The organism is Flavobacterium ginsenosidimutans (genome assembly GCF_003254625.1).
In the GTDB taxonomy this organism is placed as follows: Bacteria; Bacteroidota; Bacteroidia; order Flavobacteriales; family Flavobacteriaceae; genus Flavobacterium; species Flavobacterium ginsenosidimutans.
The window spans coordinates 101,282-125,086 of sequence record NZ_QJRJ01000073.1; the positions used below are offsets into that span (position 1 = coordinate 101,282).

Annotated in this window: 23 protein-coding genes; 17 read left to right on the forward strand and 6 right to left on the reverse strand. The window is 33.9% G+C overall.

The genetic code is table 11. The features are described 5' to 3' along the window. Positions 1–195 precede the first annotated feature (195 nt). The gene (locus DM444_RS07850; protein WP_111285332.1) at positions 196–1,041 is read right to left on the reverse strand and encodes an AraC family transcriptional regulator; all 846 of its coding nucleotides are present in this window, start codon (positions 1,039–1,041) and stop codon (positions 196–198) included. 116 nt (positions 1,042–1,157) lie between these two features. On the opposite strand from DM444_RS07850, the gene DM444_RS07855 reads away from it, so the two are divergent. From DM444_RS07855 to DM444_RS07870, 4 genes are all read left to right on the forward strand, one after another. After that, on the forward strand, positions 1,158–2,144 hold the full coding sequence (locus DM444_RS07855; RefSeq protein ID WP_111285334.1) for an aldo/keto reductase: 987 nt from the start codon (positions 1,158–1,160) through the stop codon (positions 2,142–2,144). A 340-nt stretch (positions 2,145–2,484) separates the two neighbouring features. Further along, on the forward strand, positions 2,485–3,090 hold the full coding sequence (locus DM444_RS07860; RefSeq protein WP_111285336.1) for an NAD(P)H-dependent oxidoreductase: 606 nt from the start codon (positions 2,485–2,487) through the stop codon (positions 3,088–3,090). Between the two features lie 2 nt (positions 3,091–3,092). Beyond that, the gene (locus DM444_RS07865; protein WP_111285338.1) at positions 3,093–3,371 is read left to right on the forward strand and encodes a putative quinol monooxygenase; all 279 of its coding nucleotides are present in this window, start codon (positions 3,093–3,095) and stop codon (positions 3,369–3,371) included. 162 nt (positions 3,372–3,533) lie between these two features. Continuing rightward, positions 3,534–4,013 carry a DUF3291 domain-containing protein gene (locus DM444_RS07870; protein WP_111285340.1) on the forward strand — a complete coding sequence of 160 codons (480 nt, stop codon included), beginning with the start codon at positions 3,534–3,536 and terminating at the stop codon, positions 4,011–4,013. 47 nt (positions 4,014–4,060) lie between these two features. Here the strand turns inward: DM444_RS07870 and DM444_RS07875 are convergent, their stop codons facing one another. Both DM444_RS07875 and DM444_RS07880 read right to left on the reverse strand, forming a co-directional pair. Then, positions 4,061–5,281, reverse strand: coding sequence for a dipeptidase (locus DM444_RS07875; protein ID WP_111285342.1), 1,221 nt, complete (start codon positions 5,279–5,281; stop codon positions 4,061–4,063). 134 nt (positions 5,282–5,415) lie between these two features. Then, entirely contained in the window at positions 5,416–6,123 is a 708-nt protein-coding gene (locus DM444_RS07880; protein ID WP_111285344.1) for a class I SAM-dependent methyltransferase, read from the reverse strand. Between the two features lie 304 nt (positions 6,124–6,427). Here DM444_RS07880 and DM444_RS07885 point away from each other — a divergent pair, with 304 nt between their 5' ends. Next, the gene (locus tag DM444_RS07885) at positions 6,428–7,309 is read left to right on the forward strand and encodes a LysR family transcriptional regulator (protein ID WP_111285346.1); all 882 of its coding nucleotides are present in this window, start codon (positions 6,428–6,430) and stop codon (positions 7,307–7,309) included. A gap of 314 nt (positions 7,310–7,623) precedes the next feature. Beyond that, positions 7,624–8,907, forward strand: coding sequence for a DUF2130 domain-containing protein (locus DM444_RS07890; RefSeq protein WP_111285348.1), 1,284 nt, complete (start codon positions 7,624–7,626; stop codon positions 8,905–8,907). 168 nt (positions 8,908–9,075) lie between these two features. Here DM444_RS07890 and DM444_RS07895 read toward each other — a convergent pair whose 3' ends face one another. Together DM444_RS07895 and DM444_RS07900 are read right to left on the reverse strand one after the other, a co-directional pair. Continuing rightward, positions 9,076–9,507, reverse strand: coding sequence for an META domain-containing protein (locus DM444_RS07895; RefSeq protein ID WP_111285350.1), 432 nt, complete (start codon positions 9,505–9,507; stop codon positions 9,076–9,078). Positions 9,508–9,611: 104 nt separating this feature from the next. After that, positions 9,612–10,385, reverse strand: coding sequence for an META domain-containing protein (locus DM444_RS07900; protein ID WP_111285352.1), 774 nt, complete (start codon positions 10,383–10,385; stop codon positions 9,612–9,614). A 269-nt stretch (positions 10,386–10,654) separates the two neighbouring features. On the opposite strand from DM444_RS07900, the gene nirB reads away from it, so the two are divergent. The 11 genes from nirB (at position 10,655) to DM444_RS07955 (ending at position 22,942) form a co-directional block, all read left to right on the forward strand. Continuing rightward, a complete protein-coding gene (gene nirB, locus DM444_RS07905; protein ID WP_111285354.1) occupies positions 10,655–13,168 on the forward strand; it encodes a nitrite reductase large subunit NirB in 2,514 nt (837 codons plus the stop codon). A 240-nt stretch (positions 13,169–13,408) separates the two neighbouring features. Continuing rightward, the gene (gene nirD / locus DM444_RS07910; RefSeq protein ID WP_111285356.1) at positions 13,409–13,786 is read left to right on the forward strand and encodes a nitrite reductase small subunit NirD; all 378 of its coding nucleotides are present in this window, start codon (positions 13,409–13,411) and stop codon (positions 13,784–13,786) included. 147 nt (positions 13,787–13,933) lie between these two features. Then, positions 13,934–14,518 carry a DUF4202 domain-containing protein gene (locus DM444_RS07915; RefSeq protein ID WP_111285358.1) on the forward strand — a complete coding sequence of 195 codons (585 nt, stop codon included), beginning with the start codon at positions 13,934–13,936 and terminating at the stop codon, positions 14,516–14,518. A 7-nt stretch (positions 14,519–14,525) separates the two neighbouring features. Beyond that, positions 14,526–16,337 (forward strand): PAS domain-containing sensor histidine kinase, encoded by a 1,812-nt coding sequence (locus tag DM444_RS07920; protein ID WP_111285360.1) that lies wholly within the window; start codon positions 14,526–14,528, stop codon positions 16,335–16,337. A 689-nt stretch (positions 16,338–17,026) separates the two neighbouring features. Continuing rightward, positions 17,027–17,686, forward strand: a complete 660-nt coding sequence (locus DM444_RS07925) for a response regulator transcription factor (RefSeq protein ID WP_111285362.1) — start codon at positions 17,027–17,029, stop codon at positions 17,684–17,686. 98 nt (positions 17,687–17,784) lie between these two features. Further along, entirely contained in the window at positions 17,785–19,269 is a 1,485-nt protein-coding gene (locus tag DM444_RS07930) for an MFS transporter (RefSeq protein ID WP_111285364.1), read from the forward strand. Between the two features lie 95 nt (positions 19,270–19,364). Beyond that, a complete protein-coding gene (locus DM444_RS07935) occupies positions 19,365–20,639 on the forward strand; it encodes an alginate export family protein (RefSeq protein WP_111285366.1) in 1,275 nt (424 codons plus the stop codon). A 137-nt stretch (positions 20,640–20,776) separates the two neighbouring features. Next, positions 20,777–21,142, forward strand: a complete 366-nt coding sequence (locus DM444_RS07940) for a hypothetical protein (protein ID WP_111285368.1) — start codon at positions 20,777–20,779, stop codon at positions 21,140–21,142. A 121-nt stretch (positions 21,143–21,263) separates the two neighbouring features. Then, on the forward strand, positions 21,264–21,977 hold the full coding sequence (locus tag DM444_RS07945; protein ID WP_111285370.1) for an exonuclease/endonuclease/phosphatase family protein: 714 nt from the start codon (positions 21,264–21,266) through the stop codon (positions 21,975–21,977). Between the two features lie 3 nt (positions 21,978–21,980). Next, positions 21,981–22,601, forward strand: coding sequence for a class I SAM-dependent methyltransferase (locus DM444_RS07950; protein ID WP_111285371.1), 621 nt, complete (start codon positions 21,981–21,983; stop codon positions 22,599–22,601). 68 nt (positions 22,602–22,669) lie between these two features. Next, a complete protein-coding gene (locus DM444_RS07955) occupies positions 22,670–22,942 on the forward strand; it encodes a hypothetical protein (RefSeq protein WP_239455618.1) in 273 nt (90 codons plus the stop codon). Between the two features lie 135 nt (positions 22,943–23,077). Here the strand turns inward: DM444_RS07955 and DM444_RS07960 are convergent, their stop codons facing one another. Continuing rightward, entirely contained in the window at positions 23,078–23,782 is a 705-nt protein-coding gene (locus DM444_RS07960; protein WP_111285375.1) for a Crp/Fnr family transcriptional regulator, read from the reverse strand. Between the last annotated feature and the right edge of the window lie 23 nt (positions 23,783–23,805).

Sequence of the window (23,805 nt, forward strand, 5' to 3'; positions counted from 1 at the left end):
AGTACGTGGATAAAACAGATTCACTTTGCGAAAACATGGGTTTTCACAGATTTTCTTTCTTTTCTCGCAGATTTTGGAGATTTAGCAGATTCATTCTTAAAATCTTTCCAAGTTTATATATGTGAAATAAAAAAACATACCCTAAACCAAGAGTCAAAAATTCGTCTAAATTCGTGAATTCGTGGCGAACAAAAACTAAGCACTCAATCGAATCGTCTTTCTAAACTCAGACGGACTATACCCTTTTTGCTTTCTAAAGAACTTATTAAAGTGGCTTTCATCCGTAAAACCAAATTCATAAGCAATTTCGTTAATGCGCTTCTCGCTAAATTGCAAACGATGTTCAATCAGTTTAGTCTTATAATTACTAATATATTGCTGCATAGTTTCGCTGGCGTGTTTCTTAAAATAACGTCCTAAATATGTATTCGAAATTCCGAAATAATCACTGATAGATTCCGCTTTAATCTTTTCAGGATAATAAATATTGTTCTGAATATATTGCAGAATATCCATTGCTTTAGCTTCCGTGTTTATTGTCACTTGCTCAGGCAGATACTTCGCAATATTTCTCGCCACAATAATAATCAGTGTATTCACCAATTGCTGAATCAATTCTTGATTGTAAACATCTTTATCCTGATGTTCACGACAAATCGCTTCAATCATTACTTTCACCAAACATTTGTCAGGATCATTTTTAAGAATACAGCCTGGCTGATGATTGGCGTTTTGAAGAATATATTCTAATCGCTGAATATTTTCATTCTGCAGACTCGAATTTTTCAAATAAATATCATTAAACCTTAAAAAGAAAAATTTCGTTTTAGTTTCAATCGTAAAATTATGACAATCTTCAGGCGTTAACAGGAATAAATGTCCAGGATCGTATTCAAATATATTTTTATTAATACACTGTCTTCCTGTCCCTTCCAAAATATAAACCAGTTCAAAAAAATTATGACGATCTCCCACATCTGGATATTCATTCAGCGTTTCAAAAGAAACCGTAAAAGGTTCATATAAGTTTTCTTTTTTCATAATTCCATTTTTTTGAAGATGCAAATATACCTAAAAAAGACAAATATATACCAAATAAGAATCATAAAAACAGTATAATTTTGCCTCATCAATTTTAAACGAAATAAATCATTATCATGGAATATAGAAAATTAGGCAACTCAGAACTAGAATTATCAGCCATTACTTATGGTGCATTTGCTATTGGCGGAACCATGTGGGGCGGAACAGAAAAGAAAGATTCAATCGACTCCATTCACGCATCAATCGACCACGGAGTAACTACAATCGACACTGCTCCTTTTTATGGATTTGGCTTAAGCGAAGAAATGATCGGAGAAGCCATTAAAAGTCAAGATCGTTCTAAAGTTCAGTTACTTACAAAATTTGGTTTGGTTTGGGACGGAAGCAATAACGGTAAAGGCGATTTCTTTTTCGACGCTGACGACAACGGTAAAAAAGTTCCAGTATATAAATATTCATCAAAAGCAAACGTAATTAAAGAAGTTGAAGAAAGCTTAAAACGTCTTCAAACCGATTATATCGATTTACTGCAAATTCACTGGCCAGATTCAACAACACCAATTTCTGAAACAATGGAAGCTGCTGAAACTTTAATCCAGCAAGGAAAAATCAGAGCTTTCGGAGTAAGCAATTACAATGTTGCACAAATTCAGGAAGCACAAAAAACGATTCAAGTCGCTTCAAATCAAGTCGCATACAGCATGTTGAACCGTAAAATTGAAGAAGAATTAATTCCTTTTACAATTTCAGAAAACATCGGAATCATTGCTTACAGTCCAATGGAAAGAGGTTTGTTGACTGGGAAATATTTCACAGACAGCAAATTAAAAGAAAATGACCATAGAAACGGTTATTTCAATCAGTTTGATCTTCAAAAAGTAAAAACCTTAGTTGAAGAATTAACTTCTTTAGCACATGCAAAAGAAGCAAGCTTATCGCAATTAGTATTACGCTGGACCTCTTTACAAAAAGGAATTGCAATTGTTTTAGCTGGAGCTAGAAACGCAGAACAAGCCATTTCAAACGCCAAAACAATGAATTTCGATTTATCAGCTTCAGAATTGGAATTTATCAATCAAGCGATTGCTAAAATAAAATAATTCTCTTTTAAACACATAGAAACATAGTTTTCATTGCACACAAAAGGCATTTCAATTGCATTAACAAACATAGTCAACGTAATTTGTCATTTCGAGGAACGAGAAATCACAAACTTTGAGAACTATGTGTTAGAAACTAGTTTCTTTCCATTCTCTTTTCCAGAAAGAAAATTCTATGTTTCTATGTGTTTAAAAAAAATCTCAAAACTTAAATAATTTAAATTTGGGCGTGTCCCAAGGGCCGGGCTATCCGCTAAATCTTTTACTTTTTAAAGAAAAAAGCAAAAGGATATCGCTCCTATCCCTCACGCATCACGTATCCATAACAACATAAAGTAAAATGAAAAAGATATTTATAATTAACGGCGGACAAAAATTCGCGCATTCAGGAGGACAATTCAATAAAACCGTTCAGGACTGGACAGTTGAATTTCTTTCTAAAAACAATGATTACGAAATAAAAACAACTCACATTGAAGACGAAATAGATCTTCAAAAAGAAGTAGAAAAATTCGTTTGGGCAGATTTAATTATCTATCATACACCAGTTTGGTGGTTTCAAATTCCGAATCTTTTTAAAAAATATATCGATGATGTTTTCACGCAAGGACACAACAACGGAATCTATAAAAGCGACGGAAGAAGTCGTGTAAACCCAGACATCAACTACGGAACCGGCGGACTTTTACACGGACGCAAATACATGCTTACCACAAGCTGGAACGCACCTGCAACAGCGTTTACACTTCCAGGCGAATTCTTCGAAGAAACTTCTGTTGATGATGGCGTAATGTTTGGCTTCCACAAAATGAACAAATTTACAGGAATGGAACGCGTAAACGGATTTCATTTCCATGACGTAGAAAAAGGTGCTACACCAGAAAATATCGTTATCTTTAAAGAGAATTACACGAAACATTTAGAGCAAACTTTTAAAAACTTATAATTATGATTTCGATTACAGCAATTTTAAAAAGTAAACCAGAACATTTAATTGAAGTTCAAAGCCTGCTGACAAATCTAGTAACCGAAACTAGAAAAGAAGCTGCTTGTATTCGTTATGATTTACACACTTCAGAAAATGTTTTTATTCTTTGGGAAGAATGGAAAGATCAACCTGGTTTAGACTTACACAACAACCAGTCTTACTTAAAAGATTTCATCAAAAAAACCGAAAGTCTAGTTTCAAGTCCAATTCAAGTTTACAAAACTGCTCAGATTTTATAAGTTTTTATAGCCACGAATTCACGAATTAATCTAAAATCTTTGCGCATAGATTTTAAAAAATAAATTCGTGACTCGAGCGATAGCGAAAAGGCGAAGCAATTCGTGGCTATAAAATTATTCAGAAAAAAACTAAATTGCCTAAAATTCAGAAACCTATATTTTATGAGTCATTATCATCTTGCCGAAATTAATATTGCCAAAATGAAAGGCGTCGATATCAACGACCCAATAATGAAAGAATTTGTAGATAATTTAGATGCTGTAAATACTTTAGCCGAAGAAAGCGAAGGTTTTGTTTGGAGATTAAAAGACGAAACTGACAGTTACAATGCCACAAGTCTGAATCCGTACAATGATGAGCAAATTATCATTAATGTATCGGTTTGGGAAAGCATTGAAACTTTGGAGCATTATATGTACAAAACTTTTCATAGTGAATTTTTAAGACGTCGAAAAGAATGGTTTCAGAAATTTGGAAAAGCGCATACAGCCATGTGGTGGATTGCAAAAGGAGAAATTCCAACCATGGAAAAAGCCGTAGAAAAATTAGATTACCTGCAGAAAAATGGCCCTTCAGAATTAGTTTTTGATCTTAGAAACAAATATCCAGCACCAAATAAAAACAAAATAAAAGCGAAATAAAATTCATTATTTCGCTTTTGTTTTGTTTACAAATAATCTTTGATAGATTAAGATCTTTTAGTTGCAATATCAAATATTCGGCAATAATTTCCACCGCCGATTTTAGCAATCTCTTCTTCTTTAAAACCAGCTTTTAGTAAAGATTCAACAACAGTATAATAAAACCCTTGTTTTTCAATTCCCCAAGACTGATTAGTTCCTTGAGGCCCTTGCTTTTTGCTAGCATTTTGCCCTTTTTGATCGTTTTGCTTTTTGGGTTCTTCCTTTTTATCTTCAGGTTTTTTATTATCTCCTTGTCCCCATCCTTTATCATTTGGTGAACGATATGCAGGAGTCAGTTTAGTATCAGTTCCAATGCAAACATGATCGACACCAACTACGTCAACCATTGCTTTTATATTATCTGCAAATTCAGTTGGTGAATCAGCAAGATGTGTCCAAACTCCAATTACACTGCCATGATCTGCTACAATTTTAGCCTGCTCTTTACTTATAAGTCTTGGCATCATCATTTTAGACATAAATTCATTTGTTCCAAGACGTGTATTTAAACCTGTATGCGAAACTAAAACAGGGTTCTTAGCAACTTTTAAAGCTCCGTTTACCGTATTATCATCACAATGCGACAAATCGACTAAAACACCTAATCTTTCACATTCCTTAATTGTTTCAGCACCAAAAGAAGTAAGTCCGCCCCATTGAGGAGTTTTTGTAAAAATATCACCTAACGGAACAGAAGCATCATTATCATGAAGTAATCCCAAATGCCTTAAACCTCTATCGTAAGCAACCTGCAAACGCTCAATTTTGCCTTCTAGAAAATGTCCTCCCTCTACAGATTGAATTACTATAGGCTTTTTATTTTTATGAGCTTCTTCCAAATCAGTGTAATTAAGAGCGCGTTTCATATTATTAGCAATTAATATTTCATCCATTGCAGTTAATCCGTTTAGAAATCTTTCGTAAGCATCTCCAGGATTAACTAATTTCTGATAATCAACGGCAAAAGTCATACAAATTGCAGATAAGCCAGATTTCTTCATTTCACCAAACAAATCAACTTTTGGGCCCGGCAGTTCTGATTTTATCAAAGGAACATCAATGTGATTGTGTGTGTCGATTCCGAATGTTTTTGCAACAATAGCAGCAATTCTAGGATCTTGTTCAGTTGCTGCCCAAGATAAAAGCGGATTTAACATTAAAGCTGCTCCCGCTCCACTCATTGTAAACAGAAAACTTCTGCGATTCCATTGTTGATTATTGCTCATTTTAAATATTTAATTGTGAAAGAAAAAATAGAACTTGATTATACAAAACAACACTTTTTTTCAATTCATCAATCAATTAATATACAGAAAGAAACATAGAACCGACCAAAAACAAAAATCAAACGATTAAACTTTTATTTGATTCCTCCAAAAGCTCCAAAACACATGTTTTTATGTAAAATTTCAACTTTTGAAAAACCTACTTTTTTCATTAAATCCAATTGATAGTTCATTGATCTTGGAGAATCTTCTTTTTCAATATAATCCAAAACTTTCTGGCGGTACTCTGCTCCTCCTATTCCTTCCAAATATTCACCATAACGTTGCCAAGTATATTCATTCAGTAATTCGGTGTCTTGCGTGATTAAGTCCGAAATCATTAAACAGCCTCCTGGTTTCAATAATTTGAACAATTTTGCGAAAGTAGTTTCCCAATCGTTATCATCACGCAAATGATGCAAAACAGCACCTGCCAAAATAATATCAAAACTGTTTTCTTCTAAAACTACTTCTCGAATATCGCCTTGCTTAATTTCAACTTTTCCATTTGTTACTGCTGAAACTCTTTCAAAAGCACGATCCAACATTGGCAAACTCAAATCAACCAAAGTATAGTTTAAATCTGGCACTTTAGATAACATCATTAAAGTGTAGTTTCCAGCTCCACAGCCCACATCTAAAACGTTTTTAGCATTTGGAACAATTCGTTTTGAAGCTTCGGTAATTAATTCTAAAGAAATAGTAGCATCGATTGTTGCCACTTGTCCTGTTTCTAAGTTTGAAAATCGTTCGACATCATTGTCAAATCGCTCTTTGATTTCTTCAATAGTTGATTTTTTCATGGTCTTTTGTTTTTTTTAATCTCTCGCAGATCAAGCAGATTGAGCGAATCTTTTTGCTATTATATGATTGGGATATTATTATGATTAAGATGATTTATCTAAAATTAATAATCTGCTTTATCTGCTAAATCTGCGAGAGACCTATTTTGCTTTAAAAAGTTATATTTTTTTTGTTAAGAGTTATTCGTTACAACTTTCACTTTTAACGTTTCACTTCTAACATTTAACTTAAAACCAAAACTATCTCTTTCATAAATACTTTAAAAATACTATTTTTATCAATTAATAATACTTTAAAAGTATCATGGAATTACGTCACTTAAAATATTTTTTAGCGGTCGCCGAAGAACTGAATTTTACCAAAGCTTCAGAAAAACTCTTTATTTCTCAACCGCCATTAAGCCGACAAATAGCAGAACTGGAAGACGAACTTCAGGCAAAACTTTTTATCAGAAACAATAAAAAAGTAGAACTTACTGAAGCTGGAAAATATTTTAAAGAAGAAGTAACGGTGTTTTTTCAGAATCTAGAACGCATTTCTGCAAAAACAAAAAAGATTGCAGAGAATGTTTCGGGCGAATTTAGGATTGCTTATATCAGTTCGATTTATTCTTCTGTCATTTCAGATTTGATAAAACATCTGAAAGCGCGATTTCCTTATGTAAATTTCAAACTTTTCGAAATTTCAACCACCAAACAAATTGATGCTTTAGAACAAGGAAAAATCGAAATGGGAATTATCAGATCGCCCATTCAGTCGCCAAAAATAAAATCTCATTTATGGTTTAAGGATGGATTTTCATTGGTTTACAATAAAAACTCTTTTCAGATAAAATCAGAAAATGATATTTTAGAACTAAAAGATGAAACGTTTGTTTTTTTCAACAAAGATTACGCACCACATTATCATGAAGTTTTATTAGAACTTTGCGCTTTTTATGGCTTTACGCCGAAGATTATTCATGAAGCTAATAATATCAACTCAATCGTACAATTGGTCAAAAACGGATTAGGAATTTCGATTGTTCCATCGAATATTGCAAAGAACAATAAGGACTCAGAAATTGGTTTTATCGAATTGAAAAAGGTTAACCTATATACAAATGTATCTTTAATTACTTCAAAAGACGATCATTCTGAGATTACACAATCTGCTGTTGATTTTTTGTTGCTACAAAGGCGCTAAGACGCTAAGTTTTTTTAAGCAGAAAGAAGCGTATAGTTTGTCATCCTGACGAAGGAAGGATCACACAAGAAATTCCGCAAACAGAATCGCCAATCTTTGTCGAGTTACGTGTGTGATCCTTCCTTCGTCAGGATGACAAAAAATGAGAGAAAATCCTATTCAATCTTTAATCTGTAGAAAAAAACTTTGTGCCTTAGCGCCTTCGTGGCATATAAAAAAAATCGTTACAATTTAGTACAGTAATCCGTATCACAAAAAGAGAACTTTTAAATATCTTAGCAAATTAAAATTCTACAATAAAATTTCAATATAAAATGGCCGAGCAATCTTCAATTCAGTGTCCAAACTGCGGAACTCCTATCGATGTAAATGATGTCTTAAAACATCAGTTGGAAGACAGCATCCGTAAAGAATTCCAGCAAAAAGCAAATGTTCAAAACCGTGAATTAGAGCTTAAAAACGAACAATTGGATAAAGCCAAAGCCGAATTTGAAGCGAAGAAAAAACAGGAAAATGAACTTTTTGCCGAACGTTTGGAGCGCGAGAAAAAAACAGCCGAAAAAGAAATTTCAGAAAAACTAAAAGCAAAACTTGAAGAAGAAAACAAAGATCGTTTGCTTTTAATGGAAAAAGAACTCTCTGAAAAATCGGAAAAAATCAGGGAATTAAATAAAATGGAAGGTGAAATCGCAAAATTACAGCGTGAAAAACTGGAAATGAAAGAAGCGATTCAAGCCGAAGCCGAAAAGCAATTAAATGCACAATTGGCTTTGGAACGCGAAAAAATTAGAAAACAAGAAGACGATAAAAACGAATTAAAATTCAAAGAACTTCAGAAACAGCTTGAAGAACAAAAAAAGCTGACTGAAGAAATGAAACGCAAGCAAGAACAAGGCTCAATGCAATTGCAAGGCGAAGTAATGGAATTGGCGATTGAAGAATGGCTTGCCAACAACTTCCCTCTTGATAGCATTGATGAAATAAAGAAAGGTGCAAACGGGGCAGATTGTCTTCAAGTTGTAAACACAAGAGAACATCAAAATTGCGGCTCTATTTATTACGAAAGTAAAAGAACAAAAGCTTTCCAACCTTCGTGGATTGAGAAATTCAAAAACGATATTAGAACTAAAAGAGCCAATATTGGTGTTTTGGTAACCGAAGTAATGCCTTCGGGAATGGACCGAATGGGAATGCGCGACGGAATCTGGATTTGTACCTACGAAGAATTCAAAGGTTTAAGCGCTGTGTTGCGTCAATCTTTAATTCAGATCAATCAAGCGGTTCAGGCTCAGGAAAATAAAGGCGATAAAATGTCAATGCTATATGATTTCCTTACAAGCAACGAATTCCGTTTGCAGATTGAAGGTATTGTAGAAGGTTTCACTCAAATGCAGAGTGACTTAGATTCTGAAAAAAGAGCCATGCAGAGAATTTGGAAACAGCGCGAAAAACAAATCGAAAAAGTAGTTCACAATACTTTAGGAATGTACGGTTCAATTCGCGGTATAGCTGGAAATGCTGTTCAAAGCGTAAGAGCTTTGGAGCTAGATTTTATTGAAGAAGAATCAGAAAATGAAGACCCAAAGGAATTAGAATAAATCAGCGCAATTTTGTCATTCCGAGGAACAAGGAATCTCCACAAGTAGCTCCGTACTGAAAGATATAAAATCTTTGTCGAGTTTCTTACGGAGATTCCTTGTTCCTCGGAATGACAAACAAAACATAAAAAAAGGCTTCGAAATCAATCGAAGCCTTTCATTTTTTAATTAACCCTTTTTGAAAGACATTGTAAGTCCAAATTGGTTTGAAAGGAAAAGTTTATTATCCTTAATAGAATAACCTGATGTTGTTTTTAACAACTGCGTGAACTCACCTTCTTTTTTTGCATCACACTTTTTAGTTTCTGTTGTGAAATTTGAAAATTGAATTTTCCCCTCACCTTTTGAAACTAAATTGCCCTTTACAGCATTACATCCAGTCGAACCAGAAAATGCAGATGGCGTAATTACAATTTTTGGAGAACTTGAAAAATCTTTATCAGTAATAACTTTTCCGTTTAAGTTTTCCAAAATCCAAGTTTGCTGTAATTTCTTTTCAACTAAGTCTTGACTAGCAGAAGTTGTTGCTTTTGTTTCTTTAGTCGATTTACAACTGCAAACTAACACCATTGCAATTAATAACATTAAAATCCTTTTCATGTAAAATAAATATTATAAGTTTTATTTTACAAAAATATTTTAGCGCTAAAATAAAGAAGAGCCGTATAAGCTTTTTTTTAGATACAATACGACATTTTAAAACTCTAATCTACCTTCTTAAAAACAGCCAGTTTAGCAGAAGGATTCGACAAAGTCAATTGATTATTTCCAATAGAATAAGCTGTTGTGCTTTGCAAAGCTTTTAAAAACTCGCTTTCTTTATTTCCTTGTGGGCAAGCCATTAAAGTTGAAACTACTTTGGTAAAACGTAAAAGATCCTTTTCAAAAAAGATTTGTCCTGTTATCGAATTACAGCCTCCAAAACCTGAAAACCTATTTTCTGTTGAATTAATTTCGAGTCTCGGAAATTCCTTTTGAAAATCGGTTGCAAAAACTTTATAGCCATTTAATTCCTCCAAAACCCAAATATCGTGAAGTCGATAATCGGTAAGATATTTTCCACATCCGCTTAATTTCTTCGTTTCTAATTCTGAATTATTTCTGATTTCGACTTTTACGCTATAAGGCGAAATAGCGCCAGACATAGAATCTTGACAATCTAACTGCTGAATTGTAATTGTTGCCGAAGTATTTTCATTACTTACTTGATACATTTTTACATTGGCATCCATTGCTCTAATTGCGTCAACAGCTGGAAAAGTGATTTTTTCCTTTCCAGGAATTAATGACGTAAAAACGATTTCCTCATTTCCCATTTTGATTCCCCAAAACGGCTCGTTTCCTGTTGCTTTAAAATAATATTTTAAATCTTCCTCTGTAGAACTCGTCGAAATATTTCCATCAGATCCTTTACTTGCCGTTGTCTTACAGCCTATAATTAAAATTGATAACAATAATATTGAAAGTATTTTTTTCATGAGATCACAGTTTAAAAAGTGCTTCTTTTCCAAAACACCTATAAAATTCTTATGAATTTACGACATTTTTTTGAAACGCTTATTTAGAATCCTTTCAAATTTAAAAAAACTAAGTAACGAAAAAATCATTCAAAACCCGCACTACGTAAAAGATTACGACAAAATACGTAGTCATAAAAACATATCTAGTACTTAAAAAATAATTTATTTACGTATTTTTATAAGTATAAATACTTATATTTGCGTAGTAATACTTAATTAAAGAAATCATGATTAGAGTAATAGTAGTTGGAAACGGCATGGTTGGTTATAAATTTTGCGAAAAGTTTGTTGCAAAATCAGGACAAGAAAAGTATCAAATCACAGTATTTGGAGAAGAACCAAGACGCGCCTACGATCGCGTTCATTTAAGTGAGTACTTTGGAGGAAAAACAGCTGATGACTTATCGCTTTCAACAAGCCAATGGTACGCTGAAAACAATATTATTCTAAACACATCTGAACTAATTACAGATATTAATCGTGATGTAAAAACAATACATACGCATTTAGGCAAAACACATACGTACGACTACTTAGTTTTAGCAACAGGTTCTTCGGCTTTTGTTCCGCCAATTGAAGGTGTCGAAAAAGAAGGTGTTTTTGTATACAGAACTATCGAAGATCTTGACGCTATTATGGCCTACGCCAAAAAAATAAAACAAAAAGGCGCAACCGAAGCAGCTGTTTTAGGTGGCGGTTTATTAGGACTTGAAGCTGCAAAAGCAGTTCGTGATTTAGGATTGAATCCGCATGTAGTGGAATTTGCTCCGCGTTTGATGCCAAGACAATTAGATCAAGGCGCAAGTGATATGCTTCAATCAAAAATCGAAGAATTAAACATTGGAATTCATCTTAACAAAGCAACGCAATATATTGACGGAAAGGAAAGTATAACAGGAATGATGTTTGCAAACGACGAATTGTTAAAAGTAGACATGTTGGTTATATCTGCTGGAATTAAACCTCGCGACGAACTTGCAAGAGTTTCTGAACTTGAAGTTGGCGTAAGAGGCGGAATTGTGGTAAACAATCAAATGCGAACATCAGACCCTTCTATTTTTGCGATTGGTGAAGTAGCCCTTTACAACCATAACATTTACGGACTTGTTGCTCCAGGTTACGAAATGGCCGATGTAGCTGCTGAGCAAATCTTAAATGGTGATAAAACCATGAGAGAAACCATCGATATGTCAACACAATTGAAATTAATTGGTGTTGAAGTTGCGAGTTTTGGTGATCCTTTTGTTGAAAACAATGACGTTACAGCTATTATTTATGAAAATAAATTAAGCGGTGTTTATAAAAGAATCAACGTTACTAAAGATTCAAAAAAGCTTTTAGGTGGAATTTTAGTCGGAGATTCAAGCGATTACAATTCTCTTTTTCAGATTTATATTAACGAAATGGCATTACCTAAAAATCCAGAAGATTTGATTTTAGGTTCTCGCGATGGTTCTGAAGGTTCTTCTTTGGGAAGTGCAATGGATTTGCCGGATACAGCTGTAATCTGTTCTTGCGAAAACGTAACGAAAGGTTCTATTTGCTGTAAAATTCTAGACGAATCTTGTGCTACACTTTCAGATGTTGTCAAAGCAACAAAAGCAACTTCTGGCTGTGGAGGCTGTAAACCAATGGTTTCTGATTTGGTAAAAGCGACTCAAAAATCTTTAGGAAAAGAAGTAAAAGAAGTTATTTGCGAGCATTTTAGCTACACACGTCAGGAATTATTCGATTTGGTAAAAATCAACAAATACGAGAATTTCTACGACGTTTTAGACCATCACGGAAAAGGCGACGGATGCGAAGTCTGCAAACCAGTTGTCGCTTCTATCTTTTCTAGTATTTATAATGATACGGCAAATAAACACGTTACTACTCAAGATACAAACGATAGATTTTTAGCCAATATTCAAAGAAACGGAACGTATTCTGTTGTTCCAAGAGTTGCAGGAGGCGAAATTACAGCCGAAAAACTAATCGTGATTGGAGAAGTAGCTAAACAATTTGATTTGTACACTAAAATTACGGGAGCGCAAAGAGTCGACTTATTTGGAGCGCATTTAAGTGATTTGCCAAAAATCTGGAAAATCTTAATTGATAATGGCTTTGAAAGCGGTCACGCCTACGGAAAATCGCTTCGAGCCGTAAAAAGCTGTGTTGGAAATGCGTGGTGCCGTTATGGAATGGACGATAGCGCCGGATTTGCAATAGAATTAGAAAACAGATATAAAGGGATCCGTTCTCCGCATAAACTAAAAGGTGGTGTTTCAGCTTGCATCCGCGAATGCGCCGAAGCCCGCGGAAAAGATTTCGGATTAATCGCTGTTGAAGGCGGATGGAATCTTTACATCGCAGGAAATGGAGGCGCAAATCCAAAACACGCGGTTTTACTAGCCGAAAAAATCGATAAAGAAACGGTTATAAAATACATGGACAGATTCTTAATGTATTATATCCGCACTGCCGGTCCGCTAATTAGAACTTCAACTTGGTTAGAAAAATTAGACGGTGGCTTAGAATATTTGAAACAAGTAATTATCGAAGACAGCTTAGGAATCTGCGAAACACTTGAAGCCGAAATGCAAACGTTGGTAAATACTTTCGAATGCGAATGGAAACAAGTTCTAGAAAAACCAAGATTATTGAAACGTTTCAATCATTTTGTGAACTCAGACGAGAAAGATGACAACATTGCTTTTGTGCCATTAAGAGATCAAAAAATGCCAAAAGCGTGGACTTAAAAAAATATCTTGCCGCAAAGACTCAAAGTCACGAAGTCAAATTATAAAAACTTAAAGAAAAAACTTAAAGAAAAAACTTTGCGCCTTTGCGACTTCGCGGCAGAACACCAAAAGCTCCAAAAAAAGAAAAAAAATCATTTAACGTTTGCTGTCCTTCTTACCCTCTTTTTTACTGCGCCATCAAATCTCTCTTGATTGTAAAAAGAGGGCTAAGAAACAGGAACCAAAAACTCAATCAAAATGGAAGAAATCTTAAATCAATACGAAACAGTTCACGCAAGCGACGCAACAATTTGGTTCAAAGCTGGTAAAGTAGAAGATTTTCCCACCAACCGAGGCGGTTGCATCAAATACAAAAACAAACAAATTGCGATTTTTAATTTTACGCGTCGCAACGAATGGTATGCTTGCCAAAATGCTTGTCCCCACAAAATGGAAATGGTGCTTTCAAGAGGAATGACGGGATCTGCAGATGATATTCCTAAAATCGCTTGTCCAATGCATAAAAAAACCTTTTCACTTATTGATGGTTCTAATTTAAACGGCGAAGAATATAGCATTGCAACTTACCCAGTTAAGATTGTTGAAGATGAAGTTTTTGTGGGATTTGTAGATTAGAAAAATTGTGAGATGTTAAAAGTAAGATGTTAAATGAATTTTAGTACTGAAAGGTCTATTCTCATTTTTCGCTTTTTACTACTCACATTTCACATTTCACGTATTTACTAATTCCGTATCTTTGAAATTCTATTATCAAACCAAAAAATGACTACACCTTTTCAAAAAGCAAGCGAATGGATTGATGCTGAAAACGCTCAGGATCCTAACATCGAATTAGACCAAAACACCGAATATCCAAAAGAATTATTGTATTCAAACAGGATGTACGAAAAACTGATGCAGTTTGAACCAAACGCTTCAGAAGAAGTTCAAATCGCTTCAAAAGCCCAACATATCTGCCGTTGGAAAGTCGCTCGCGAATCGTATCCAATGGATCGTGTTGGTTATTTGAAATGGAGAGAAGAATTGAAAAAATTCCACGCAAAAACTACCGCAGGTATATTAGAAAAAGCTGGATACGATCAAACTTTCATCGATCGCGTTTCATTTTTAATCGAGAAAAAACTACTTAAAAAAGACGCTGAAACTCAATTACTAGAAGATGTAATTTGTTTGGTATTTTTAGATTATTACTTAGAACCTTTCGTTCACAAACATGATGAAGAAAAGCTGAAAAACATCATCAAGAAAACTTGGGATAAAATGTCGGACAAAGGACATCAGGAAGCTTTAAAAATCAATTATTCTGAAGAAAACTTAAACCTAATAAAAGCTTCTTTAGGATTGTAAAAAAGATATGAAGAAAAGCAATCACGAAGCTGCAGAAAAAATTACTTTCAAAAATTTACGCCGTCTGTATTTTTTTGCGCTTCTTACTATTGCCTTAACTATAATTGTTAGTCAGTTTTTAGTTCAATACAATCTGAATCAGCAATTAAGCGATTCTAAAATCATTAATTTCTCTGGAAAGCAAAGAATGCTGAGTCAGAAAATTGTCAAAGAAGTTCTGATTTTACATTATGTTTCTGATTCGGCTACAGCCAAAAAAACTTCGCATTTAAAAGAAGTTCTAGAACTTTGGAAGAAAAATCAAAATGCACTTGAAAACGGAAGTGACAGCTTGGCTTTTCCAAAAGAAAAATCAGAAACACTTTCTAAATTATACCTTGAAATCAATCCGATTTTCAATAAAATTGCACAAACTACAGATTCTTTTTTGTTGAATTTACAGCAGAAAAAATCGGCTTCTGAGAATCAAAAACTGGTTCAGATTATTTTGGAAAATGAAGGGATTTTCCTTTCGAAAATGAATCAGATTGTAACCCAATACGATCTTGAAGCACACGAAAAAGTAACCGAACAACGCAAAATCGAATATTGGATTTTTGGTTTTACATTGCTCGTTCTGCTTTTAGAATTCTTCTTCATTTTCAAACCAACAAACAAAAAAATCGAAAGGTTAATTGCCCAGCTTTTATCTTCTGAAAAGAAAGCTTTAAAACTCGCATACGACACCGAAATTATCAGTGAAATCAAAGAAAATTCAGTAAAAGAATTGAAATCGCTTAATTATGCGATGGAAAACACTTTATTGTACTGCCGAATTTCGCCAGATGGTTCGATCATTCATATTGGAGAAAAATTCGCCAAACTTTTAAATTACACCAAATTTTCATCAAACAAAAAATTCTCTGAAGTCTTGACTGAAGACGAAAAAGAAAAAGTAAATTTTGACCGTCTAATTTTTGAAAAACAGCGTAGCGGCTGGCAAGGCGAAATCAAAATTATAAATAAAGACGAAAAAGAAATCTGGCTCGATTTGTCGATGGTTCCCGTAATGATCAAAAAAGACGAACTGGAACTTTTGATCGTTTGTTTCAACATCACCGAACGCAAAAAAGCGCAACGCGAAGTTGAACGTTTGAACCTTGAAAATACAACTGAAAAAATCAATCAGCAAAAGATTATTTCGAGCAAAATTGTCGAAAATCAGGAAAACGAACAAAACCGAATCGCAAAAGAAATTCATGACGGAATCGGACAAATGCTTACGGGTTTAAAATTCAGTTTAGAAAGCATCAATCTCGATGACCGCGAAAAATCAGAACAAAAAATTGAGTATTTAAAGAAACTTTCTTTAGACATTATAAAAGGTGTCCGCACAGCCACTTTCAACTTAATGCCACCAGAATTAAGCGATCACGGAATCGTTTCGTCACTTTCAAAACTCACTCAGGAACTTTCGAAATTAACTGGAAAAGAAATCCTGTTTTACAACAAAACCGATTTTGACCAACGTTTAGATTCGTTAATCGAAATCAACATTTATCGCCTTACGCAAGAAGCGATCAACAACGCCATTAAATATGCTGAATCGTCACATATTATTGTACAGCTTTCGCACAGCGAAACACTTCTAAGCATTATTGTTGACGATAACGGAAAAGGTTTCGACGTGAATTCAGTCGACAAAAAACGCAACAGCGAATCCGGGATGGGACTTTTATTCATGAAAGAAAGAATCCAATACATCAACGGACGCGTTTTCATGAACTCGATTCCAGGCGAAGGAACGAGGATTACGTTCAACATCCCGATTCTTAAGTAGAAATTCCAAATATTTAAATTCCAAACTCTTTGCGCGCATTCACTTTGTCAAAGTTTAAAACTTTGACAAAGTTGACAACAATATTGTCAGGCTGAGCGAAGTCGAAGCCCCGCAAAGTAAATCGACAAAATTATTATCTAATTATCTCATTTTCAAATTATGTAATTTATTTGGGCGAGCCAGTATTAGAAAAAGTGGGCAAACAAACTTTGTCTATATTCGCCCACTTTTCCTAATACTGTCGGACTATCCGCGCTACTTCGGTAGCTTGCTCCTATCCCTCTCGCGGGCAAACGGTTTTCAAAAGAAATTTTAATTTCATTTAGGATTTAAAGTAAAACAAATCAATTGCCTCCAGCTTTAGCTGGAGGTAAAGAAACAAGTAACAAAAAGGCTTTAGCCAAACTTACACATTTGGCTAAAGCCCCTAATTTTATCTACAAAAACCTCCAGCTTAACACAATCTTGTTAGGCTGAGCGAAGTCGAAGCCCCACGTAAGTAGTTCTGCAAAGATTGTCGATTTAGATTGCGTGGGCTTCGACTTCGCTCAGCCTGACAATTGTATAATTTAGAATTCCTAACATTAGAAATTTTAATATTGAAATTTACTTTTAAAAAAAGTACGTATATTAGCATCTTCTTTATAGATGAATATACGTAAAAATCTAGAATCTAAATTAAGTAAATTATGAGTAGTATCATTCGTGTAGTGCTGGCAGATGACCATGTTTTTGTTAGGGACGGAATCAAATCATTACTGGAAAACGAAGCAAACATCGAGGTTGTAGGAGAAGCAATTGATGGTGCAGATGCGCTTGAAGTCGTTGCATCAACAAAACCTGACTTACTTATAGTAGATATTCGTATGCCTAACTTAACAGGCATCGAGGTAGTAGAAAAACTTAGAAGCGAGAATAACAATGTAAAAATCATTATGCTTTCGATGCACGAATCGGAAGAATATGTATTGAAATCTATAAAAGCGGGAGCCGACGGTTATTTACTAAAAGGTTCAAGCAAAGAAGAATTCTTAAAAGCATTACATAATGTTTCTTCTGGCGGGAAATATTTCAGTGGTGATATTTCTTCTATTTTAATCAGTCAATTGACAAGTTCTTCAGCATCATTAGAACCTAAACAAACTTTAGGCGAAGAAATGATGATTACCAAAAGAGAAAAAGAAATACTTACACTTCTTTTATCTGGTAAAGGAAACAAAGAAATCGCTGAAGCCTTGGATATTAGTAAACGAACTGCCGAAGTACACCGTTTCAACTTAATGAAAAAGCTGAAAGTAAAAAACCTTATGGAACTTTCTAATAAAGCGGCCGAGTATTCTTTAATCTAAAAAAATACGTATAAATACGTAATTATTTTTGAAAAACTGCGTTTTAGCAGGTTTTAACTAAGTTGTAGTACTTACTTTTACAAAAAATAATAAGTACTATGAAAAATACAAACTCACTATCGCAATCACACAAAATTTTATTTTTGAACACATTAGCATTTACAGTGTGTTTTGCCTGCTGGACATTAAACGGGGTTTTAGTAACCTTTTTAGTTGATAATGGAATTTTCCATTGGGACGTTATTCAAGTCGGATGGCTTTTAGGTATTCCAATTTTAACTGGATCAATCATGCGTCTTCCAATCGGGATCTTGACGGATAAATTTGGCGGAAAATATGTTTTTTCACTTTTATTGTTACTCTGTTCAATTCCTTTGTTCCTTCTTCCCTACGCTGACAGTTTCGCCATGTTTGCTTTATTGAGCTTTTTATTTGGAATGGTCGGAACTAGTTTTGCTGTTGGAATTGGTTATACCTCAATCTGGTACCCAAAAGAATGGCAAGGACGCGCTTTGGGAATCTTCGGAATGGGAAATGCCGGCGCAGCTATCACAACCTTTTTAGCCCCTTCATTACTAAACCATTTTTCAATTGATGATCCGCAAAATGGCTGGAAAATTCTTCCTGTTATTTACGCTATTTCATTAGTCGTAATTGGAGTTGCCTTTTTAATTTTCGCTCAAAACAAAAAATTAGAAAGCAATGGCAAAACCATTTCACAAATGCTTACACCTTTAAAATCAGAAAGAGTTTGGCGTTTTGGAGCTTATTACTTCTTAGTTTTCGGATGTTTTGTAGCTTATTCTCAATGGCTACTGCCAAATTTCATGAACGTCTACCAAACAAGTTTAGTTATGGGAGGTTTATTTGCCACTATGTTTAGTTTACCTTCTGGTGTTATTAGAGCTTTTGGAGGTTATTTGTCTGATAAATTTGGAGCGAGAAAAGTAATGTATTGGGTTTTGAGTTCTTCAGTAATTTTAAGTGCTTTATTATCAATCCCAAAAATGGAAATTACGACTTCTGGCCCAGGAATCTTAGCTGCTAAAAAAGGTGTCGTAAACGAAATCAATGACAAAACCGTGAAAATTGGAGATAAAGAATATCCAATTACGCAAAAAACTGCCAATACAAATGAAAACGCTATTTTTCCAACTTCTACAAGCTGGCAGGATGTGGTTGTAGCACACAATCAAAGCGTAGCCAAAAAAGAATTGATCGCCAAAGGTGTTACAGTTATTAAGTTTGATGCCAATATGTGGGTGTTTCTGGTTTTAGTAATTCTAATCGGAATTTCTTGGGGAATCGGGAAAGCTGCGGTTTACAAACATATTCCCGAATACTTTCCAAATGAAGTTGGTGTTGTTGGCGGAATGGTCGGAATGATTGGCGGTTTAGGAGGATTCTTTGGACCAATTATATTCGGATATTTATTAACTGCAACCGGAATCTGGTCAAGTTCATGGATTTTTATTTTAATCTTTTCAACTGTCTGCTTAGTTTGGATGCATTACACTATTACACAACTATCTAAGAAAAAAGAAGTTAAAGTAAGTAAAGCAAAATTAGAGCCTGCATATTAGACTTAGATTAAAAAAAAATTAGAAATATGACCGTGATCATAGTATACGACGGCATTTTCTTATAAATTTACCTCCGATAAAAACACAAGAATTTTATGAAAAAACTTAAACTAATTTTAATACTTATCGTAGGATTAAGTTTCGAAATCCAAGCACAGGAATTAGATGTTAATCTTCAAATTAGACCACGTTTTGAATATCGTAACGGTTACAAAACCCTTCTTCCTGAAGGACAAAAAGGAACCTCGCAAATTTCTCAGCGTTCTCGTTTAAATATTAATTTCAAACAAGAAGATTTAATTGTGAAATTAACTTTTCAAAACACAAGAACATGGGGAGATGTTGCTCCTGCAACAACAAAAGATGCAAATGGAGTTGCTGTTTTTGAGGCTTGGGCACAATATAATTTCACTGAAAAATGGAGCGCAAGAATGGGGCGTCAAGTACTTTCTTATGATAATCAGCGTATTTTAGGTGAAATGGATTGGGCTCAACAAGCACAAAGTCATGATGCCTTAACGGTTTCTTATCATGACGAAACTCAAAAATTAGATTTTGGAGGTGCTTATAATTCAACTGCCGAAAATGTTTTTCAAACACCATATACAGTTGCCAATTATAAAGCAATGCAATACGCTTGGTACCATAACCAATTTAGCACTGACTTAGGGGCAAGTTTATTATTTCTAAATACTGGTTACGAATATTCTACTAATACTACTGATCCAACGAAAGATTTAAAAGTTGACTATAAACAGACTTTCGGTACATATGTAACTTACAAAAAAAATAAAATTGATACGAATTTCTGGTTCTATGGCCAGACTGGAAAAAGTGCTAATCAAGAAGTAAGCGCTTGGAATGCCGCAGCAAATTTCGGATATCAAATAACGGAAGCTTTTAAAGCTGGTTTAGGTTATGAATTTTTATCAGGAAAAGCTTCAAATGATGGAAGTACAGTAATCAAATCGTTCAACCCTATTTTTGGAACCAATCACGGATTCAACGGTTACATGGATTATTTTTATGTTGGAAATCACTTAAACAATGTTGGTTTGCAAGACGCTTTCTTAAAATTGAATTACAATGTAAACAAATGGCAATTTGCTTTGATTCCGCACGTATTCTTATCTGCTGCTGATGTAGTGAATGTTCCTCTTAACGAAAAAATGGATTCTTATTTAGGAACTGAGGTTGATGCAACTTTTGGATACAATTTCAAAAAAGACATTACAGTAACAGGAGGTTACTCTCAAATGTTTGGTTCTAGTACTTTAGAATTTATTAAAAACGGAGACGCAAACCATACCAACAATTGGGCTTGGTTAATGATTTCTGTGAATCCAAGAATTTTTAGCTGGAAAAAATAATTTTTCTTCAAAATTAACTTATAAATTTTACCCTTTTCCTATTTCGGAAAAGGGTATTTTTTTTGTCATATAAAAATACTTTATAATGAATTAATTATCTATATTTGAATCGATTAAGAACCCCAAATTCTATCCTAATGAAACCATTTCTAAAATTATCTATGTTAACCTTTTTGGTTACCCAAACTGGTATTGCCCAAAAATTTAATGATGCCTTGATTTCAAAAGGCTCAGAAATAAATTTTGCTAAAACGCAAAAAAGAGGCATTAAGAAAAACAACATTGTTTACTATGTTGAAAATGATTTACAAACAATATCTGCCTACAAAAGGAAGAAATTGAAATGGCAAACCAATGTCATTTCTGTTTGTGGAAAACCTAAAAATGGAAATCCTGAAATAAGATATATTGGATATAATACAGACAAATTACTTATCGTGATGGGAAAACATCATTTTGCAGAAATTGATGTTGATAGTGGCTTAACAAGACTTGTTGGTTAATCTCATAAAACATTACTTAAAATATATTATGACTTACCCTTTTTCAGTTTTGGAAAAGGGTATTTTTTTGAGTTTTATTTGGGTATATTTGGATTAAATTTTAAATCTAATTATATTTAAAATGAAACTCATCGCTTGGAATTGCAATATGGCATTCAGAAAAAAAGCTCAATATATTCAAGCTTTCAATCCTGATATTGCTGTAATTTCTGAGTGTGAAAGTCCTGAAAAACTCAAATTTCCAGATGGCACAAAATTACCTTCAGATATTCTTTGGTACGGCGCGAATCTGAATAAAGGAATTGGCGTTTTTTCTTATGGCGATCATCGATTTCGGCTTTTAGATTGCCATAATCCTGATTTTAAAAATATACTTCCAATTGCTGTAACTGGTGGAAAAGTTGACTTCACCCTATTTGCTATTTGGGCAAATAATCCGACAGATAAAGATGGTGCTTATGTAACTCAAATTTGGAAAGCGATTAATTATTATGAAGATTTGATCAAAGAAACTAAAACCATTTTAATTGGAGATTTTAATAGCAATGCCATTTGGGACAAACCACGAAGAGAAGGAAATCATACAACAGTAGTAAATCAATTGGCTAAAAAGAATATTTTCAGCACCTATCATAAATACTTCAATCAAATTCAAGGCAAAGAAGAGCATCCTACTTGGTATCTCTATCGTCATGAAAACAAACCTTATCATCTTGATTATTGTTTTGCTTCAAATGATTTTATCGAGGCTTTAGAAAATGTAGAAATCGGAAGTTATCAAGATTGGACAATGCATAGCGACCACAAACCTTTAATAATTAAATTCAATATATAAACCATGAACAACTGGACTCAGCGTTGGGACGACCGTTATAAAACCGAAGAATTCGCATACGGCGAAGAACCCAACAATTACCTTAAAGAACAAATTGAAAAACTAAAAACTGGGACGATTCTTTTTCCTGCTGAAGGTGAAGGAAGAAATGCCATTTTCGCAGCAAAATTAGGCTGGAGCGTTTCGGCTTTTGATATTAGTGAAGAAGGCAGAAATAAAGCTTTAAAACTTGCAGAAGCAAATGATGTTTCAATTGATTATCAAGTTGGCGAATTAGAAACTTTAGATTTTCAAGAACAACAATTTGATGCGATTGCTTTAATTTATGCACATTTTCCAGCTGCGATAAAATCGGAGATTCACAAACAGCTGAATCAACTTTTACGAAAAGATGGTATTATAATTTTTGAAGCTTTCAGTAAAAAACATTTAGAATACGTTACCAAAAATGAAAAAGTCGGCGGACCAAAAGACATCGAATCTTTATTTTCAATAGAAGAAATAAAAGCAGATTTCCCTAATTATGAAATCATTGAATTAGAAGAAAAAGAAATTGAACTAAACGAAGGCTTATTCCATAACGGAATGGGTTCTGTAATTCGATTTGTGGGAAGAAAAAAATAAATTATATTCGACGTAGAGACACATGCGCTAAAGACGCACTGCAATGCGTCTCTACAAAAAATATTCCCTTGGAAGAAATTCGTAAATTTGAAAAAATATTCAATGTCATGGATTTAAAAACTAGAAAAATAGAATTTGTACAAGAGTTTTTAAAAATTCAAAGCCAGGAATTAATATCTCAGCTCGAAAATTTATTAAAAAACAAAGACATTGCTGATGATAATGATTTTTTAAATCCAATGTCTATCGAAGAATTTAGTAGTAGAATAGATCAATCTGAAGATGATTTTAAAAATGGAAGATATAAAACGACTTCTCAGCTTTTAGAAAAATACAAGTGATGAAATTAAAAATTGTCTTGTTTTGATAAAACAAAACCCTGTAAAACTTAAGCGTCCCAAATAAACCCCGCAATAAGTCATTAACACACTATTGTAAAAAACCTTAGCATCTTAGAATCTTAGCAACTAAGAACCTTAAAAATACTTATGCTCCATAATTTCAGATCTTAACTCTGAAACTTCTAAAATCCCAACACGTTTCCCTTCCGTTTTAATCAACGATTCTTTTTTAAGACTTGATAAAATACGAATCGCCTGTTCTTCAGTAGTTCCTGCAAAATCAGCAATTTCTTTTCGCGAAAGCTCAATATCAATCAAACCATTTGTCTGTCCGAATTTGCGATGAATATAAAGCAGCAAATCAATTACACGTTCACGAACATTCATGTGCGCAATCTTGCGAATATTGTTTTCGCTTTTATTCAATTCTTCAGCATAAAATAACATTAAAGCATATGTAAATTCAGGAACGTGCTGTAAAATTTCCTGCATGATTTCGTTGCTAAAATTACACAAAACAGTATCTTCCAGCGCATAAGCCCCAATTAAATAGCGTTTGCTCGTTCCAAATCCACGGAAACCAATAATATCTCCGTTTGTGGTTAAACGAACGATTTGTTCACGGCCGTTAATTCCTGTTTTTACCGTTTTGGCTTTTCCCTTGCAAATAAAATAAAGTCCTTGCAAAGGCGCACCTTCCGTAATAAATTGATCCGATTTTTTACAGATTATATTCTGTTTTTTAGAAATATAATTCGTCATCTGCTCTAAATGCAGGTGTTTCTTGATAAAACAATTCTCATTTGTACAGGAATAACATACAGTTTGCTCTTCTTTCATGAGTTCTAATTTTTAGCAGATTA

Coding starts and splice junctions, on each gene's coding strand:
- DM444_RS07900 (WP_111285352.1), bottom strand. CDS start 10,385: ATGAAAAAAATACTTTCAATATTATTGTTATCAATTTTAATTATAGGC.
- DM444_RS07940 (WP_111285368.1), top strand. CDS start 20,777: ATGAAACCATTTCTAAAATTATCTATGTTAACCTTTTTGGTTACCCAA.
- DM444_RS07885 (WP_111285346.1), top strand. CDS start 6,428: ATGGAATTACGTCACTTAAAATATTTTTTAGCGGTCGCCGAAGAACTG.
- DM444_RS07915 (WP_111285358.1), top strand. CDS start 13,934: ATGACTACACCTTTTCAAAAAGCAAGCGAATGGATTGATGCTGAAAAC.
- DM444_RS07925 (WP_111285362.1), top strand. CDS start 17,027: ATGAGTAGTATCATTCGTGTAGTGCTGGCAGATGACCATGTTTTTGTT.
- DM444_RS07935 (WP_111285366.1), top strand. CDS start 19,365: ATGAAAAAACTTAAACTAATTTTAATACTTATCGTAGGATTAAGTTTC.
- DM444_RS07920 (WP_111285360.1), top strand. CDS start 14,526: ATGAAGAAAAGCAATCACGAAGCTGCAGAAAAAATTACTTTCAAAAAT.
- DM444_RS07945 (WP_111285370.1), top strand. CDS start 21,264: ATGAAACTCATCGCTTGGAATTGCAATATGGCATTCAGAAAAAAAGCT.
- DM444_RS07890 (WP_111285348.1), top strand. CDS start 7,624: ATGGCCGAGCAATCTTCAATTCAGTGTCCAAACTGCGGAACTCCTATC.
- DM444_RS07875 (WP_111285342.1), bottom strand. CDS start 5,281: ATGAGCAATAATCAACAATGGAATCGCAGAAGTTTTCTGTTTACAATG.
- DM444_RS07950 (WP_111285371.1), top strand. CDS start 21,981: ATGAACAACTGGACTCAGCGTTGGGACGACCGTTATAAAACCGAAGAA.
- DM444_RS07855 (WP_111285334.1), top strand. CDS start 1,158: ATGGAATATAGAAAATTAGGCAACTCAGAACTAGAATTATCAGCCATT.
- DM444_RS07930 (WP_111285364.1), top strand. CDS start 17,785: ATGAAAAATACAAACTCACTATCGCAATCACACAAAATTTTATTTTTG.
- DM444_RS07870 (WP_111285340.1), top strand. CDS start 3,534: ATGAGTCATTATCATCTTGCCGAAATTAATATTGCCAAAATGAAAGGC.
- DM444_RS07865 (WP_111285338.1), top strand. CDS start 3,093: ATGATTTCGATTACAGCAATTTTAAAAAGTAAACCAGAACATTTAATT.
- nirB (WP_111285354.1), top strand. CDS start 10,655: ATGATTAGAGTAATAGTAGTTGGAAACGGCATGGTTGGTTATAAATTT.
- DM444_RS07850 (WP_111285332.1), bottom strand. CDS start 1,041: ATGAAAAAAGAAAACTTATATGAACCTTTTACGGTTTCTTTTGAAACG.
- DM444_RS07880 (WP_111285344.1), bottom strand. CDS start 6,123: ATGAAAAAATCAACTATTGAAGAAATCAAAGAGCGATTTGACAATGAT.
- DM444_RS07960 (WP_111285375.1), bottom strand. CDS start 23,782: ATGAAAGAAGAGCAAACTGTATGTTATTCCTGTACAAATGAGAATTGT.
- DM444_RS07860 (WP_111285336.1), top strand. CDS start 2,485: ATGAAAAAGATATTTATAATTAACGGCGGACAAAAATTCGCGCATTCA.
- nirD (WP_111285356.1), top strand. CDS start 13,409: ATGGAAGAAATCTTAAATCAATACGAAACAGTTCACGCAAGCGACGCA.
- DM444_RS07895 (WP_111285350.1), bottom strand. CDS start 9,507: ATGAAAAGGATTTTAATGTTATTAATTGCAATGGTGTTAGTTTGCAGT.